General features: G+C 69.2%; 22 protein-coding genes and 1 pseudogene. All 23 read right to left on the bottom strand.

Annotation, left to right across the window (positions count from 1 at the left end; all coding sequences use genetic code 11):
• Positions 1 to 21: 21 nt before the first annotated feature.
• Entirely contained in the window at positions 22 to 672 is a 651-nt protein-coding gene (locus ACERM0_RS05370; protein ID WP_373677514.1) for an adenylate kinase, read from the bottom strand.
• An 82-nt stretch (positions 673 to 754) separates the two neighbouring features.
• The gene (gene secY, locus ACERM0_RS05365; RefSeq protein ID WP_373677513.1) at positions 755 to 2,053 is read right to left on the bottom strand and encodes a preprotein translocase subunit SecY; all 1,299 of its coding nucleotides are present in this window, start codon (positions 2,051 to 2,053) and stop codon (positions 755 to 757) included.
• 237 nt (positions 2,054 to 2,290) lie between these two features.
• Complete coding sequence (gene rplO / locus ACERM0_RS05360; RefSeq protein WP_373677512.1) at positions 2,291 to 2,731, bottom strand: 50S ribosomal protein L15; 441 nt, start codon at positions 2,729 to 2,731, stop codon at positions 2,291 to 2,293.
• A gap of 1 nt (position 2,732) precedes the next feature.
• Positions 2,733 to 2,957: a 50S ribosomal protein L30 gene (gene rpmD / locus ACERM0_RS05355; RefSeq protein ID WP_373677511.1), complete on the bottom strand. Its 225-nt coding sequence runs from the start codon at positions 2,955 to 2,957 to the stop codon at positions 2,733 to 2,735.
• On the bottom strand, positions 2,957 to 3,556 hold the full coding sequence (rpsE, locus tag ACERM0_RS05350; protein WP_373677510.1) for a 30S ribosomal protein S5: 600 nt from the start codon (positions 3,554 to 3,556) through the stop codon (positions 2,957 to 2,959). The genes rpmD and rpsE overlap by 1 nt, the downstream gene beginning before the upstream one ends.
• Positions 3,557 to 3,598: 42 nt before the next feature.
• Positions 3,599 to 3,958 carry a 50S ribosomal protein L18 gene (rplR, locus tag ACERM0_RS05345; RefSeq protein ID WP_373677509.1) on the bottom strand — a complete coding sequence of 120 codons (360 nt, stop codon included), beginning with the start codon at positions 3,956 to 3,958 and terminating at the stop codon, positions 3,599 to 3,601.
• 166 nt (positions 3,959 to 4,124) lie between these two features.
• The gene (gene rplF / locus ACERM0_RS05340) at positions 4,125 to 4,667 is read right to left on the bottom strand and encodes a 50S ribosomal protein L6 (RefSeq protein ID WP_373677508.1); all 543 of its coding nucleotides are present in this window, start codon (positions 4,665 to 4,667) and stop codon (positions 4,125 to 4,127) included.
• Between the two features lie 8 nt (positions 4,668 to 4,675).
• Positions 4,676 to 5,074 (bottom strand): 30S ribosomal protein S8, encoded by a 399-nt coding sequence (gene rpsH / locus ACERM0_RS05335; protein ID WP_373677507.1) that lies wholly within the window; start codon positions 5,072 to 5,074, stop codon positions 4,676 to 4,678.
• Between the two features lie 173 nt (positions 5,075 to 5,247).
• On the bottom strand, positions 5,248 to 5,433 hold the full coding sequence (locus tag ACERM0_RS05330) for a type Z 30S ribosomal protein S14 (protein ID WP_373677506.1): 186 nt from the start codon (positions 5,431 to 5,433) through the stop codon (positions 5,248 to 5,250).
• Positions 5,434 to 5,442: 9 nt separating this feature from the next.
• Positions 5,443 to 6,042: a 50S ribosomal protein L5 gene (rplE, locus tag ACERM0_RS05325; protein ID WP_373677505.1), complete on the bottom strand. Its 600-nt coding sequence runs from the start codon at positions 6,040 to 6,042 to the stop codon at positions 5,443 to 5,445.
• Positions 6,043 to 6,173: 131 nt separating this feature from the next.
• Positions 6,174 to 6,503, bottom strand: coding sequence for a 50S ribosomal protein L24 (gene rplX, locus ACERM0_RS05320; RefSeq protein WP_373677504.1), 330 nt, complete (start codon positions 6,501 to 6,503; stop codon positions 6,174 to 6,176).
• A gap of 3 nt (positions 6,504 to 6,506) precedes the next feature.
• Positions 6,507 to 6,875, bottom strand: coding sequence for a 50S ribosomal protein L14 (gene rplN, locus ACERM0_RS05315; RefSeq protein WP_373677503.1), 369 nt, complete (start codon positions 6,873 to 6,875; stop codon positions 6,507 to 6,509).
• An 87-nt stretch (positions 6,876 to 6,962) separates the two neighbouring features.
• Complete coding sequence (rpsQ, locus tag ACERM0_RS05310) at positions 6,963 to 7,232, bottom strand: 30S ribosomal protein S17 (protein ID WP_373677502.1); 270 nt, start codon at positions 7,230 to 7,232, stop codon at positions 6,963 to 6,965.
• Between the two features lie 5 nt (positions 7,233 to 7,237).
• On the bottom strand, positions 7,238 to 7,453 hold the full coding sequence (gene rpmC / locus ACERM0_RS05305) for a 50S ribosomal protein L29 (protein ID WP_373677501.1): 216 nt from the start codon (positions 7,451 to 7,453) through the stop codon (positions 7,238 to 7,240).
• Positions 7,450 to 7,872 carry a 50S ribosomal protein L16 gene (gene rplP, locus ACERM0_RS05300; RefSeq protein WP_373677499.1) on the bottom strand — a complete coding sequence of 141 codons (423 nt, stop codon included), beginning with the start codon at positions 7,870 to 7,872 and terminating at the stop codon, positions 7,450 to 7,452. Before rplP ends, rpmC begins: the two co-directional genes overlap by 4 nt.
• Positions 7,873 to 7,982: 110 nt before the next feature.
• Positions 7,983 to 9,032, bottom strand: a pseudogene (gene rpsC, locus ACERM0_RS05295) (30S ribosomal protein S3); the annotation flags it as partial.
• Position 9,033: 1 nt separating this feature from the next.
• Complete coding sequence (rplV, locus tag ACERM0_RS05290) at positions 9,034 to 9,384, bottom strand: 50S ribosomal protein L22 (RefSeq protein WP_373677498.1); 351 nt, start codon at positions 9,382 to 9,384, stop codon at positions 9,034 to 9,036.
• A gap of 64 nt (positions 9,385 to 9,448) precedes the next feature.
• The gene (gene rpsS / locus ACERM0_RS05285) at positions 9,449 to 9,736 is read right to left on the bottom strand and encodes a 30S ribosomal protein S19 (protein WP_373677497.1); all 288 of its coding nucleotides are present in this window, start codon (positions 9,734 to 9,736) and stop codon (positions 9,449 to 9,451) included.
• A gap of 3 nt (positions 9,737 to 9,739) precedes the next feature.
• On the bottom strand, positions 9,740 to 10,573 hold the full coding sequence (gene rplB / locus ACERM0_RS05280) for a 50S ribosomal protein L2 (RefSeq protein ID WP_373677496.1): 834 nt from the start codon (positions 10,571 to 10,573) through the stop codon (positions 9,740 to 9,742).
• A 33-nt stretch (positions 10,574 to 10,606) separates the two neighbouring features.
• A complete protein-coding gene (rplW, locus tag ACERM0_RS05275; RefSeq protein ID WP_373677495.1) occupies positions 10,607 to 10,897 on the bottom strand; it encodes a 50S ribosomal protein L23 in 291 nt (96 codons plus the stop codon).
• The gene (rplD, locus tag ACERM0_RS05270) at positions 10,894 to 11,550 is read right to left on the bottom strand and encodes a 50S ribosomal protein L4 (protein WP_373677494.1); all 657 of its coding nucleotides are present in this window, start codon (positions 11,548 to 11,550) and stop codon (positions 10,894 to 10,896) included. Before rplD ends, rplW begins: the two co-directional genes overlap by 4 nt.
• On the bottom strand, positions 11,550 to 12,200 hold the full coding sequence (gene rplC / locus ACERM0_RS05265; protein ID WP_373677493.1) for a 50S ribosomal protein L3: 651 nt from the start codon (positions 12,198 to 12,200) through the stop codon (positions 11,550 to 11,552). Before rplC ends, rplD begins: the two co-directional genes overlap by 1 nt.
• A 129-nt stretch (positions 12,201 to 12,329) precedes the next feature.
• Positions 12,330 to 12,641, bottom strand: a complete 312-nt coding sequence (gene rpsJ / locus ACERM0_RS05260) for a 30S ribosomal protein S10 (protein WP_130648556.1) — start codon at positions 12,639 to 12,641, stop codon at positions 12,330 to 12,332.
• Positions 12,642 to 12,780 lie beyond the last annotated feature (139 nt).

Below are 12,780 nucleotides of genomic sequence, written 5' to 3'. Positions count from 1 at the left end.
GACGCTCGCTCGTTGCCTCGCCTAGGCGAAGTCCCGGAGGATGGCGTCCATGCGGGCGGCGACGTCGTCAACGGTGCCGACCGCCTCCACGTCACGCAGCAGGCCGCGGCCCCAGTAGAACTCCTCGAGCGGCTCGGTCGAGCGCCGGTACACCTCGAGGCGGTTGAGCACCACGTCCTCGGCGTCGTCGGGCCGCTGCACGAGCTGACCGCCGCACCGGTCGCACACCCCGTCGACCGCCGGCGGGTCGTAGACCATGTGCTTCACGGCCCCGCAGTTGCTGCAGGTACGCCGGCCCGTGAGCCGCTGCACGATCTCCTTGGTGTCCACGAGCATCCGCAGCACGGCGTCCAGCGGCTGCTCGCGCTCGATCAGCAGCTGCTCGAGCGCCTCGGCCTGCGGGACCGTGCGCGGGAAGCCGTCGAACAGGAAGCCGTCCTTCGCGTCGGGCTCCGCGAGCCGGTCGCCGACCATGCCGAGGATCACGTCGTCGGGCACCAGCTCGCCGGCGTCCATGAAACCCTTCGCCTGCTGCCCGAGCGGCGTCCCCTCGCGCACGTTCGCACGCAGGATGTCTCCCGTGGAGATGTGCGGGATGTCGAAGGCCTGCGCGATGCGGCCGGCCTGCGTCCCCTTCCCGGCGCCCGGGGGTCCCAACAGGATCACGCGCACGTGGTCGTCCTCTCGTGGATGCGTCGCCACCGCGGGGCGTCGACGTCCGCGGCGGACCGGGTCGATCCGCCGGCGTGGCGGGTCAGCGCAGGAAGCCCTCGTAGTTGCGCTGCATGAGCTGGCTCTCGATCTGCTGCATCGTCTGCAGGGCGACGCCCACCATGATCAGCAGGCTGACGCCACCGAGCGGGAACGCGGTCACGTTGCCGACCGCCAGCAGGATGAACGGCAGCACCGCCACGACCGCGAGGTAGAGCGAGCCCGGCAGCGTGATCCGGGTCAGGACGCGGTCGAGGTACTCGGCCGTCTGACGGCCCGGACGGATGCCCGGGATGAACCCGCCGTAGCGCTTCATGTTGTCCGCGACCTCGACCGGGTTGAAGGCGATCGCGGTGTAGAAGTAGGCGAAGAAGATCGTCAGCGCGGCGAAGGTCAGGATGTAGAACCAGTTGCTGGCGTCCGCCAGGTAGGTCTCCGTCCAGACCCGCATCCGCTCGCTGCCGGAGATGTTGGCGATCAGGCCCGGCAGGTACATCAGCGACGAGGCGAAGATGACCGGGATGACGCCGGACTGGTTGACCTTCAGCGGGATGTAGGTGGACTGGCCGCCGTAGCTGCGCCGGCCGACCTGACGGCGGGCGTACTGCACGGGGATGCGGCGCTGGCCCATCTCCATGAACACCACGGCCACGGTCAGGAAGATGCCCATCAGCAGCACGCCGGCCACCCACTCCCAGCCCTGGAAGGGGGACTCGAGCTGCTTCTCCGCCTGCAGCGCGTACAGCTGCGAGGGGAACTGGCTGATGATGGACACGTAGATCAGCAGCGACATGCCGTTGCCGACACCGCGCTGGGTGATGAGCTCACCGAGCCACATGATCAGGCCCGTGCCGGCGGTCAACGTCAGGACCATCAGCACGATCGTGCCGGTCCCCGCCTGCGGCATCACGTCGACGCCGAACGCCACCCCGTTGCGGGCCAACGTCACCAGCGTGGTCGACTGCAGCAGCGCCAGGCCGATGGTGATGTAGCGCGTGTACTGCGTGATCTTCTTGCGGCCCTGCTCGCCCTCGCGCTGCAGCGCTTCGAGCTTGGGGATCACGACGGCCAGCAACTGCATGATGATGCTGGCGGTGATGTAGGGCATGATGCCGAGCGCGAACACCGCCATCTGCTGCAGGGCGCCGCCGGCGAACAGGTTGATGATGCCGACGATGCCACCGGCGCCGGCGCCCGCGACGGCGTCGCGGAGCAGGTCGACCTCGACACCCGGCACCGGGATCCAGCCCCCGAGGCGGTAGATGGCGATGATCCCCAGCGTGAACAGCAGCTTGCGCCGCAGGTCGGGGATCTTGAAGGCGTTGACGAACGCTCGGAGCATGGGGTCCTCGGGGCTATTTCACGGCCCGGGGCACTAGGCCTGCTCGCGACGTCGGCGTCGCTCCCCCGGGCGCCACGCGACGGACACGGTCGCGGGCCATGATGCTATCGGTTCGAACGGACACCGCCCTTCGTGAAAAGCCGCCGGTGGCCGCGAGGCGCGCGAGTGGCATCGAGCCGACCCGGGCGCACCCGCCGCCGCCGGCGGCCGTGACGCTCACGAAGGGCGTGGGGCGTGTCAGTCGCGGACGGTCCCGCCGGCCGCGGTGATCTTCTCACGCGCGGTGGCGGTCAGCGCGTCGACGTCGACGGTGAGCGCCTTGGACAGCTCACCGTGACCGAGCACCTTGACCGGACGCTTCTTCTTGACCAGGCCCTTGGCGGTCAGTGTCGCCACCGTGACCTCGTCGCCGGCCTCGAAGGCCTCCTCGAGTCGCGAGACGTTGATGACCGCGTAGTCGATCTTGTTCGGGTTGTTGAAGCCGGGCTGCTTGGGCTGGCGACGGATGAGGGGCATCTGGCCGCCCTCGAACCCGGCCGGCACGGTGCCGCGCGCGCCCGTGCCCTTGGTGCCACGACCGGCGGTCTTGCCGCCACGGCCACGGTCACCACGGGCGACCCGCTTCTTGTCGGTCTTCGCGCCCTCGGCGGGCTTCAGGTGGTGAAGCTTGATGGTCATCTCAGGCCTCCACTTCAGGCCGCGTGTTCGGCTTCGCCGCGTCCACGACTTCCCACTCGACGAGGTGCGGGACCTTGCGGAGCATCCCACGGATCTCCGGGCGGTCCGGCTGCTCGACGGTGTGACGGATGCGCTTGAGGCCCAGGGACCGCACGGTGTCGCGCTGGTCCTGGGTGCGGCCGATGACCGACCGCGTCTGGGTGATGCGCAGCAGCTTGTCAGCCATCACTTCCCACCCTGTCGCATCGTCTCCAGCATCTTCTTGGGGGCCACGTCCTCGACCGCCTTGTCCCGGAGGGTGGCGATCTCGTGGGCGGAGCGCTGGCTCTTCAGCCCGGCCACCGTCGCGTGCACGACGTTGATCGGGTTGGCGGTGCCCAGCGACTTCGCGAGCAGGTCGTGGATACCGGCGGCCTCGATGACGGCGCGGACCGGACCACCGGCGATGACCCCGGTACCCGGGGCGGCCGGCTTGAGCATGACCTGACCGGCGCCGGCGCGACCCACGACGGGGTGCACGATGGTGTTGCCGACCATCGGGACCTTGAAGAAGTTCTTCTTGGCCTCTTCGACGCCCTTCTGGATGGCCGACTGCACTTCCTTGGCCTTGCCGTGGCCGATGCCCACCATGCCCTTGCCGTCACCGACGACGACGAGCGCGGTGAACTGGAAGCGGCGACCACCCTTCACGACCTTGGCGACGCGGTTGATCGCGACGACGCGCTCGTCGTACTGCTCGCGCTCCTGCTCGCGACCCCGCCCGCGACGGTCGTCCCGGCCGCGACCGCGACCCGGACCCCCGCCTCCACGGTTGTTGGCTGCCATGGGTTACTCCTTTGTGCCCCGGCAAGTGCCGGGGAGACCTCTCTAGAACTCGAGCCCCGCCTCGCGCGCGCCCTCGGCGAGGGCCGCGACCCGGCCGGCGTAGCGGTTGCCGCCGCGGTCGAAGACGCAGGTCGAGATGCCGGCGTCCTTGGCGCGCTGGCCGACGAGGGTGCCGACCTGCTTGGCGACGCCGACCTTGCCGTCGTCGCCCTTGGCCACCCCGGTCTCCAGCGAGGACGCCGCGGCCACCGTGTGGCCGCTCACGTCGTCGATGAGCTGGGCGTAGATGTGGGTGTTGCTGCGGTACACGGACAGGCGCGGCTTGACGGCCGTGCCACGCACGTGCTTGCGGATGCGCTTCTGCCGCCGCTGGCGGGCGAGGCGCTTCTTGCTCGCGTCCATGAAGGTCTTCTCCTCCTCGTGCAGCCGCCCGGACCGGGTGCGGTCGAGAGGGCGGCCACGAGCCCGTCGCGAGGGGCCTCGCTCGGGGCGGCGGCACCGCGGCTGGGAAGCCCGCGGCACCGCTGGCGGTTGGTTGTCGTTGCGGTACGCCGGGTGGGCGGCAGGCCTAGCGGCCCGCGGCCTTGCCGGCCTTGCGGCGGATGCGCTCGCCCTCGTACTTGATGCCCTTGCCCTTGTAGGGCTCCGGCGGACGCACCTTGCGGATGTTGGCGGCGACCTGGCCGACGAGCACCTTGTCGATGCCGCTGACCTCGATCCGCGTCGGGGCCGGCACGTTGAGGGTGATGCCGTCGGGCGCCTCGATCAGTACCGGGTGGCTGTAGCCGACCTGCAGTTCGACGTCCGAGCCCTTGGCGGCAGCGCGGTACCCGACGCCGACCAGCTCGAGCGCCTTGCGGTAGCCGTCGGTGACGCCGACGATCATGTTGCTGATCAGGGTGCGCACCAGGCCGTGACGCGACCGCTCGGTCCGCGTCTCGCCGTTGCGGGTGACCACGACGGCGCCGTCCTCGTCACGCGACAGGGTGACGCCCTCGGGCATGGTGCGGGTCAACTCGCCCTTGGGCCCCTTCACGGTGACCGTCAGGCCATCGATCGTGACGTCGACGCCGTCCGGCACGGGAACCGGGAGCTTGCCAATGCGGGACATGGTTTCTCCTACCAGACGTAGGCGACGACTTCGCCGCCGCGGCCTTCCTGGCGCGCGGTGCGGTCGGTCATCAGGCCGGCGTTGGTGGACAGGATCGCGACGCCGAGGCCACCCAGCACGCGGGGGATCTCGTCCTTCTTCACGTAGACGCGCAGGCCCGGCTTGGAGATGCGGCGCAGACCGGTGATCACGCGCTCGCGGTTGGGGCCGTACTTCATCCGGATGGTCAGGTTCGGCTGCGGCGTGGCGTCGTCGACCGACCAGCCGGTGATGTAGCCCTCCTGCTCGAGGATCCGGGCGATGTTCACCTTGATCTTCGAGGACGGCATGGTGGTCGTGTCGTGGTATGCGATCGACGCGTTCCGGACACGCGTCAGCATGTCCGCCACGGGGTCGGTCATCGTCATGTTCGGTGCTCCTCGGGGTTCCCGGGACGCATCCCGGCACTTCCCGTGTCAGTCACCCGCGCAGCGGGTGATGTCCTTGACCTGGCTCTTGCATTTGCCCTTGCCCTTGGCCCTTGACCTTGGCCCTTGACCTTGGGGGGGCCTGCGGGGGGGCGCAGCCCCACCCGCATCCGTTACCAGGAGGCCTTCTTGATGCCCGGCAGCTCGCCGGCGTGTGCCATCTCGCGGAAGCAGACCCGGCACAGCTTGAAGCGCTTGAACACGGCGCGCGGACGACCACACCGGTCGCAGCGCGTGTAGTTCTGCACGCCGTACTTCATGCCGCGGCGCTGCTGGGCGATCTTTGACTTCTTCGCCACGTCTCTTCCTTAACCTTGGGTGTCGCGGACGAACGGGAAGCCGTAGGCGTCCAGGAACGCGCGGGCATGCTCGTCGTCGTCCGCGGTGGTGACGATGGTGATGTCCATGCCACGCACGGCGTCGATCTGGTCGTAGTCGATCTCCGGGAACACCAGCTGCTCGGTGAGCCCGAACGTGTAGTTGCCGTTGCCGTCGAAGGAGGTCGCCTTCAGGCCACGGAAGTCACGGATGCGGGGGAAGGCGACCGACAGCAGCCGGTCGAAGAACTCCCACGCCCGGTCGCCGCGCAGCGTCACCTTCGCGCCGATCGGCATGCCCTCGCGCAGCTTGAACCCGGCGATGGACTTGCGGGCCCGGTTCACGCGCGGCTTCTGGCCGGTGATCGTCTGCAGGTCGCGGATCGCGCCCTCGAGCGCGCGCGAGTCGTTGACCGCCTCGCCGAGACCGACGTTGACGACGATCTTCTCGAGCTTGGGGATGCGCATCGCGTTGACGCCGAGCTGCTCGAGCAGCTGCGGGCGAACCTCGTCCAGGTAGCGCTGCTTTAGGCGCGGCACGACCCGGTCGGTGCCGCCCGTCGGGGCGGTGGTGGTCTCGGTGTCGCTCATGGGAAGCGTCTTCCTCGTTCGTCGCGGCCGACTCGGCCGCACCGCTCGCGTCGGGCGGTGTGGCGCCGATCCCGCTGCCTGTCACAGGCCGGGCCGGCTCGCGGTGTGGGGTCGTTGGTGTCGGCGGCGGCTCAGAAGGTGCTGTCGCACTTCTTGCAGACGCGGACCTTGCTGCGACGGTCGCCCTCGTTCTCGTAGCGGTAGCCGACGCGGGTCGGGGCATCGCACGAGGGGCAGATCGGCATCAGGTTGGAGATGTGGATCGGGGCCTCGGTCTCGATGATGCCGCCCTCCTGGGCGCCACCACGCTGGGCCTGGATCCGCTCGTGCTTCTTGACGTAGTTGCGACCCTCGACCAGCACGCGGTCGCGGTCGGTGAACACCTTGATGACGCGGCCGGAGCGGCCCGCGTCCTTGCCGGCGATCACCTGGACCTGGTCGTCCTTGCGAATGCGACGCATGGTCTACAGCACCTCCGGCGCGAGCGAGATGATCCGCATGAACTTGTTGTCGCGCAGCTCGCGAGCGACGGGCCCGAAGATGCGGGTCCCGCGCGGGCTGCCGTCCGGGCGGATGATCACGCACGCGTTGTCGTCGAACTTGACGTAGGAACCGTCCGGCCGCCGGCGCTCCTTGGCGGTGCGCACGACCACGCAGCGGACGACCTCGCCCTTCTTGACGTTGGACTGGGGGATCGCGTTCTTGACGGTGCCGACGAACACGTCACCGACGGACGCGTAGCGCCGTCCGGACCCGCCGAGCACCCGGATGCACAGCACTTCGCGTGCCCCCGAGTTGTCCGCGACCTTCAGCCGCGATTCCTGCTGGATCATCGTTGATCGTCTCTCTGCTTCGTTCGTCGGGGCGCGGTGCCTCGTGGCGTGTCACACGCCGGCCGGGGCACCCGTCCGGACGGGTGATTACTTCGCGCGCTCGACGATTTCGGCCAGGCGCCAGCGCTTGAGCTTCGACAGCGGACGGGTCTCGACGATGCGGACCGTGTCGCCGACGTTGGCGTCGTTGGTCTCGTCGTGGACGTGGTACTTCTTCGACGACTTCATCGTCTTGCCGTACAGCGGGTGGGTCGTCCGCCGGTCGACGCGCACGACGATGGTCTTGTCCTGCACGTCGGACACGACGACGCCCTGGCGCTCCTTGCGGGTGGTGCTGCGCTCGGTGGTCTCTGCCATGGGTATCAGGCCTCGGTGTCACGTGCGGCGGCGATCTCGCGCTCCCGCATCACGGTCAGGATGCGCGCGATCTCGCGCTTGACGGTCTTGATTCGACGGGGGTCGTCGAGCTGCCCGGTCACGACCTGGAAGCGGAGGTTGAACAGCTCCTCCTTGCTCTCGGTCAGCGCCTGACGCAGCTCGTCGTCGGGAAGCTCACGCAGCTCGGTCGCGGTGCTCACTCGCCGCCCTCCTCGCGCTTGACGAACTTGGTCTTGACGGGGAGCTTGTGCGACGCCTTGCGCATGGCCTCGCGGGCCAGCTCCTCGGGGACGCCGGACAGCTCGAACATGATCCGGCCGGGCTTGACCGCCGCGACCCAGTGGTCCGGCGAGCCCTTGCCGGAACCCATCCGGGTCTCCAGCGGCTTCTTGGTGATGGAACGGTCCGGGAAGATCGTGATGCGCACCTTCCCGCCACGCTTGATGGCACGCGTGATGGAGATACGGGCGGCCTCGATCTGCCGTGCGGTGATCCAGCCCGGCGTGGTCGCCATCAGGCCGTAGTCACCCACGTAGACCTGGGTGTGGCCCTTGGACAGGCCCTTCAGCGGGCGCGGCCGGTGCTGCTTGCGGTGCTTGACGCGCTTGGGAGCGAGCATCAGCTCTCCCCTTCCTCGGCGTCGCCCTCCGTGCCGGCAGCGGGGGCGTCCCCGGACTGCTCGACGTCGGTGACGGCGGTGGACGGCTTGTCGGTGTCGGCCTCGGCGTTCGCGCCCTCGGGCGAGCCGGCCGGGACGGCGTCGGTCGGCGCCGACTCCTCGCCCGGCGTCACGTCGGCCTCGGTCACGGCGCTGACGTCCATCGGGCCCGACTGCGGCGGCAGGGACTCGGTGGTGGCCTGCTCGACGTCGGTCTTGGGGGTCTGGCCCGGCTCGGTCACCGAGGTGGGCACCGTGTGGCCGGGGCCACCCGGCGTCGCCGGCGAGCCGGCGGTGTCCGAGGTGTCGGCTGGGGCGGCCTCGGCAGGGGCGGTCTTGGCGGGCTGCTGCCGCGAGCCGACGCCGGTGACCTTCTTGGCCACGCTGGCGGCCTTGCGGGCCGACTTGCGGCGCGGACGGTCGTCGACCGGGCGGCCCTCGGCCAGCGCCTTGGCACGGTCCATCGCGCGCTGGGCCTCGGCCTCCTCGCCGGTGCCGATCTGCTCACCGGTGTAGACCCACACCTTGACGCCGATGCGGCCGTAGGTGGTCCGGGCCTCGTCGAAGCCGTAGTCGACCTTGGCGCGCAGCGTGTGCAGCGGGACGCGACCCTCGCGGTACCACTCGGTCCGGCTCATCTCCGCACCGCCGAGGCGGCCCGAGACCTGGATCCGGATGCCCTTGGCGCCGGCCTTCATGGCCGACTGCACCGCGCGGCGCATGGCGCGACGGAACGAGACCCGGCCACGCAGCTGCTCGGCGACGTTGAACGCCACGACCTGCGCGTCGAGCTCGGGGTTCTTGATCTCGATGATGTTGAGCTTGACCTTCTTCGAGGTCAGCTTCTCGAGATCCGCCCGGATCGCGTCGGCCTCGGCACCACGGCGACCGATGACGATGCCGGGACGCGCCGCCTGGACGCTGACCTCGACGTTGTCACGGGTGCGGGTGATGTCGATGCGGCTGATGCCGGCGTGACGCACGCGCTGACGCACGTACTTGCGCACGCGGTCGTCCTCGTGGAGGTACGCGGCGTATTCCTTCTTGTCCGCGATCCACTTGGACTTCCAGTCCGTGGTGACGCCGAGACGGAAGCCGTACGGGTTGACCTTCTGACCCATGTCAGTTCTCCTCCGCGGGCGAGACCACCACGGTGATGTGGCTCGTCCGCTTGCGGATGCGGTAGGCGCGACCGAGGGCGCGCGGCTGGTAGCGCTTGAGGGTGGGGCCCTCGTCGGCGTAGGCGGTGTGGACGATCAGCTCGTCGGGGTCGAGCCCGTCGTTGTTCTCCGCGTTCGCGATCGCCGAGTTCAGGACCTTGAGCAGCGGCGCGGCAGCGGCCTTCTTGTCCGTGAAGGACAGGATGCGCTGCGCCTCGGCCACCGACTGCCCCACGATGAGCGGGGTCAGCTGGCGGACCTTGTACGGCGAGACGCGCACGTACTTCGCGGTCGCCTTGACCTTGGTGATCATGTGCAAGTCCTTCTCGCGCCCCTGTGGAGGCGAATCCTTCTCGCGCCCCGAGGGGGCGACTTCCCTATCGGCGCTTCTTCTGGGCCTGCTTCTCGCCAGCCCCGCCCCACTTGATGGCGCGGGTGGGAGCGAACTCGCCCAGCTTGTGGCCGACCATGGACTCGGAGATGAAGACCGGCACGTGCTTGCGACCGTCGTGGACCGCGATCGTGTGACCGACCATCTCCGGGAAGATCGTCGATCGCCGCGACCAGGTCTTGATGACGCGCTTCTCGCCGGCCTCGTTCTGTGCGTCCACCTTCTTCATGAGGTGGTCGTCGACGAACGGACCCTTCTTCAGGCTGCGGGGCATGTGTCAGCGCCTCCGGTTCTTGCCGCGACGGCGGATGATGTACTGGTCGGAGGCCTTCTTGCCCCGACGGGTGCGGCGCTCGGGGTTGCCCCACGGGTCGACCGGGTGGCGGCCGCCGGAGGACTTGCCCTCACCACCGCCGAGCGGGTGGTCGACCGGGTTCATGGCGACACCGCGGGTCTGCGGACGCTGGCCGCGCCAGCGGGTCGCACCGGCCTTGCCGTGGTTGAGGAGCTCGTGCTCCTCGTTGCCGACGGCGCCGATGGTGGCGCGGCAGCGGTTCTCGACCAGGCGGATCTCACCGGAGGGCAGCCGCAGCGCGGCCATCTTGCCTTCCTTGGCGAGCAGCTGGATCGAGGTGCCGGCCGAGCGGCCCAGCTTGGCGCCACCGCCCGGCCGCAGTTCCACGGCGTGGACGGTGGTACCGACCGGGATGTTCACCAGCGGCAGGGCGTTGCCGACCTTGATGTCGGCGCCGGGGCCCGACTCCACGACCGCGCCGACGACGAGGTTCTTCGGCGCCAGGATGTAGCGCTTCTCGCCGTCGTGGTAGTGCAGCAGCGCGATCCGCGCCGAGCGGTTGGGGTCGTACTCGACCGCCGCGACCGTGGCGGGCACGCCGTCCTTGTTGCGACGGAAGTCGATGACGCGGTACTTGCGCTTGTGCCCACCGCCGCGGTGGCGGCTGGTGATACGGCCGTGGGTGTTGCGACCGGCCTTCTTGGACAGGGGCGCCAGCAGCGAGCGCTCGGGCGTCGACTTCGTGACGGTGCCGAAGTCGTTGACCGAAGCGCCACGCCGCCCGGGCGACGTCGGCTTGAACTTGCGAATGGCCATGGTGGGAACCTCTGGGAGGTCGCTCGGGCGGGCTTAGAGCCCGGCCTCGAAGAGTTCGATCTCGTCACCCGGCGCCAGGGTCACGATGGCGCGCTTGGTGTCGGGACGCTTGCCGACGATCCACCCGCGGCGCTTGCGCTTCCCGGGCCGGTTCATCGTGTTCACGCTGACGACCTTGACGTCGAAGATCTTCTCGATCGCCTGCTTGATCTCGGTCTTGTTGCTGCGCGGGTCCACGATGAACGTGTACTTGTTCTCGTCGAGCAGCCCGTAGGTCTTCTCGGAGATCACCGGGCGCCGGATGATGTCGCGGGGGTCCTTCACTGGGAGACCTCCTCGGTGTCCTGGCTCGCGAGGCGACCGGTGCCGATCAGGGCGATGGCGGCCTCGTCGAACACCACGACGTCACTGTCGAGCACGTCGTAGGTGTTGAGCTGGTCGACGGTCAGGGTGTGCACCCGCGGCAGGTTGCGCAGTGAGAGCAGCGTCTCCTGGTGACGGTCGGCGAGCACGACCAGGACCTTGCCCTCGGCCAGGCCGAGTGCCGCCAGGGCGGCGACCGCGTCCTTGGTCTTCGGGGTGGCGAACTGCAGGCCGCGGACGACGTTGACCAGCCCGTTGTTGGCGCGGTCGGTCAGCGCGGAGCGCAGCGCGGAGCGCTTCACCTTCTTGTTGACCCGCACCGACCAGTCGCTGGGGGTGCGGCCGTGGGCGACGCCACCGCCGACCCACTGCGGGGCGCGGATCGAGCCCTGGCGGGCGCGACCGGTGCCCTTCTGGCGCCACGGCTTGGCGCCACCGCCGGCGACCTCGCCGCGGGTCTTGGTCTTGTGGGTCCCCTGGCGGGCGGCGGCGAGCTGCGCGGTCACGACCTGGTGCATCACGTGCACCTTGACCTCGCCCTCGAACCACGCCGCGGGCAGGTCGATCGTGTCGACCGTCGTGCCCTGCAGGTCCTTCACGTCTACCTGGGTCATCAGGCTTCACCGCCCTTCCGGGCCTTGACCGCCGACTTGAGGAACACCACGCCGCCGTCCGCGCCGGGCAGGGCGCCCTTGACGAGGATGAGGTTGTGCTCGGTGTCGACGTCAACGACCTCGAGGTTCTGCACGGTGACGCGCTCGCCACCCATGCGACCCGCCATGCGCTGGCCCTTGAAGGTGCGCCCCGGGGTGGAGGCGTTGCCGACCGAGCCGGGGTGACGGTTCTTCTTCTTGACACCGTGGCCGTCGCCCATGCCGCGGAAGTTGTGCCGCTTCATGACGCCGGCGTGGCCCTTGCCCTTGCTGGTGCCGGTGACGTCGATGACGTCACCCTTGGCGAACGTCTCCACGGAGACGTTGCTTCCCACCTCGGGCAGCTCGTCGCCGTTGTCGAGGCGCAACTCGGCCAGCACGCGAGCGCTGTCGACGTTGGCCTTGGCGAGGTGTCCCGCCAGCGGCTTGGTGGTGTGCTTGCGCGTGCCGTAGGCGAGCTGGACCGCGACGTAGCCGTCGGTCTCGGTCGTCTTGACCTGGGTCACGGTGTTGGGCTCGGCCTGGACCACGGTGACGGGGACGATGCGGTTGTCCTCGTCGAAGACCTGGGTCATGCCGAGCTTGGTCCCCAAGATGCCCTTGGAAGCCATCGGTGGCGTCTCCTACCAGTTGGCCGTCATGCGGCCTCGTGCGAGCTGTGGTGGTGTGGGCGTCGCGGCGAGGTCCGTAGCGGACGGCGGGTGTTCGTGCGGGGAGGTTCCCCTGCTCCGACCGGTCGGTCAGAGCTTGATCTCGATGTCCACGCCGGCCGGCAGCGAGAGACCCATCAGCTTGTCGATGGTCTTCTGCGTCGGCTGGTGGATGTCGATGAGGCGCTTGTGGGTGCGCATCTCGAAGTGCTCGCGCGAGTCCTTGTACTTGTGCGGCGAGCGGATGACGGCCCACACGTTGCGCTCGGTCGGCAACGGGACCGGCCCGGTGACGTGCGCCCCGGTCGCCTCGACCGTGTCCACGATCTCGCGCGCGGAACGGTCCAGGACCTCGTGGTCGTACGCCTTGAGGCGAATCCGAATCTTCTGATCAGCAGCCATGTCTCGTCTTCTTCGTCTCCACCTGCGAGCGCTGAGCCGTGAGATGCCCAGCGACCCCGGTGGTTCGGCTGGCGTTTGTCAAGCGTTGCGACGTTCTCGTGCCGGGCCCCTCGGAGAGCGCCGAGGGGCCCCGCACGGG

Source organism: Egicoccus sp. AB-alg2 (assembly GCF_041821065.1).
Taxonomy (GTDB): domain Bacteria; phylum Actinomycetota; class Nitriliruptoria; order Nitriliruptorales; family Nitriliruptoraceae; genus Egicoccus.
The sequence above is the reverse complement of the archived record's forward strand: the minus strand, read 5'-3'. Positions and strand labels throughout refer to the sequence as shown.

What these genes read in the sequence shown, in the direction of transcription:
- secY (WP_373677513.1), bottom strand. Translation starts at nt 2,053, where the DNA reads ATGCTCCGAGCGTTCGTCAACGCCTTCAAGATCCCCGACCTGCGGCGC.
- rplO (WP_373677512.1), bottom strand. Translation starts at nt 2,731, where the DNA reads ATGACCATCAAGCTTCACCACCTGAAGCCCGCCGAGGGCGCGAAGACC.
- rpmD (WP_373677511.1), bottom strand. Translation starts at nt 2,957, where the DNA reads ATGGCTGACAAGCTGCTGCGCATCACCCAGACGCGGTCGGTCATCGGC.
- rpsE (WP_373677510.1), bottom strand. Translation starts at nt 3,556, where the DNA reads ATGGCAGCCAACAACCGTGGAGGCGGGGGTCCGGGTCGCGGTCGCGGC.
- rplR (WP_373677509.1), bottom strand. Translation starts at nt 3,958, where the DNA reads ATGGACGCGAGCAAGAAGCGCCTCGCCCGCCAGCGGCGGCAGAAGCGC.
- rplF (WP_373677508.1), bottom strand. Translation starts at nt 4,667, where the DNA reads ATGTCCCGCATTGGCAAGCTCCCGGTTCCCGTGCCGGACGGCGTCGAC.
- rpsH (WP_373677507.1), bottom strand. Translation starts at nt 5,074, where the DNA reads ATGACGATGACCGACCCCGTGGCGGACATGCTGACGCGTGTCCGGAAC.
- rplE (WP_373677505.1), bottom strand. Translation starts at nt 6,042, where the DNA reads ATGAGCGACACCGAGACCACCACCGCCCCGACGGGCGGCACCGACCGG.
- rplX (WP_373677504.1), bottom strand. Translation starts at nt 6,503, where the DNA reads ATGCGTCGCATTCGCAAGGACGACCAGGTCCAGGTGATCGCCGGCAAG.
- rplN (WP_373677503.1), bottom strand. Translation starts at nt 6,875, where the DNA reads ATGATCCAGCAGGAATCGCGGCTGAAGGTCGCGGACAACTCGGGGGCA.
- rpsQ (WP_373677502.1), bottom strand. Translation starts at nt 7,232, where the DNA reads ATGGCAGAGACCACCGAGCGCAGCACCACCCGCAAGGAGCGCCAGGGC.
- rplP (WP_373677499.1), bottom strand. Translation starts at nt 7,872, where the DNA reads ATGCTCGCTCCCAAGCGCGTCAAGCACCGCAAGCAGCACCGGCCGCGC.
- rplV (WP_373677498.1), bottom strand. Translation starts at nt 9,384, where the DNA reads ATGATCACCAAGGTCAAGGCGACCGCGAAGTACGTGCGCGTCTCGCCG.
- rpsS (WP_373677497.1), bottom strand. Translation starts at nt 9,736, where the DNA reads ATGCCCCGCAGCCTGAAGAAGGGTCCGTTCGTCGACGACCACCTCATG.
- rplB (WP_373677496.1), bottom strand. Translation starts at nt 10,573, where the DNA reads ATGGCCATTCGCAAGTTCAAGCCGACGTCGCCCGGGCGGCGTGGCGCT.
- rplD (WP_373677494.1), bottom strand. Translation starts at nt 11,550, where the DNA reads ATGACCCAGGTAGACGTGAAGGACCTGCAGGGCACGACGGTCGACACG.
- rplC (WP_373677493.1), bottom strand. Translation starts at nt 12,200, where the DNA reads ATGGCTTCCAAGGGCATCTTGGGGACCAAGCTCGGCATGACCCAGGTC.
- rpsJ (WP_130648556.1), bottom strand. Translation starts at nt 12,641, where the DNA reads ATGGCTGCTGATCAGAAGATTCGGATTCGCCTCAAGGCGTACGACCAC.